The 446-nt window shown below is 32.5% G+C and carries 1 protein-coding gene; it reads right to left on the reverse strand.

The genetic code is table 11. The features are described from left to right. Nucleotides 1-203: 203 nt before the first annotated feature. Nucleotides 204-326, reverse strand: a complete 123-nt coding sequence (locus tag E1171_RS24575) for a hypothetical protein (RefSeq protein WP_281347193.1) — start codon at nt 324-326, stop codon at nt 204-206. Nucleotides 327-446: the final 120 nt, after the last annotated feature.

Genomic DNA, 446 nt, shown 5'->3' on the forward strand with positions numbered 1-446 from the left:
TCTTCTTTTCTTTCCCCCTATCTGACCGGCCTTTATTTGCAATTGATTATATCCAATTCCTAATAAAGCCAAAAGCAAAAGTGAAATAAAAATGTATCCTATTTCCAACATCTCTTTTTAGGTTTATTAACAACAATTTATTTAAAAATAAATAAAGAACTGCTCACCAACCTTTATCTAAGGTGAAATAAAAATTGAAAAAATTACCCAATCTCCTTCAACCTCCTAATAAATATCACTCTATCCTCTCCGTCGCCATCATAATTCTCAAAATAAGAAACTCCCTCAGGATTCTGAGAATCTCCTTCTATGGGATAGAACCCCATTTCTTATGGAAAGCTATTGATCCTTCATTTAAGAGAGAAGTAACACATTCCACTTCCATTACACCCTTTCCTTTAACTATTTAGAAAAACTTTTCATAAAGTGATCTCCCGATAGCATTT

Source organism: Xanthovirga aplysinae, from assembly GCF_009711365.1.
GTDB lineage: Bacteria > Bacteroidota > Bacteroidia > Cytophagales > Cyclobacteriaceae > Xanthovirga > Xanthovirga aplysinae.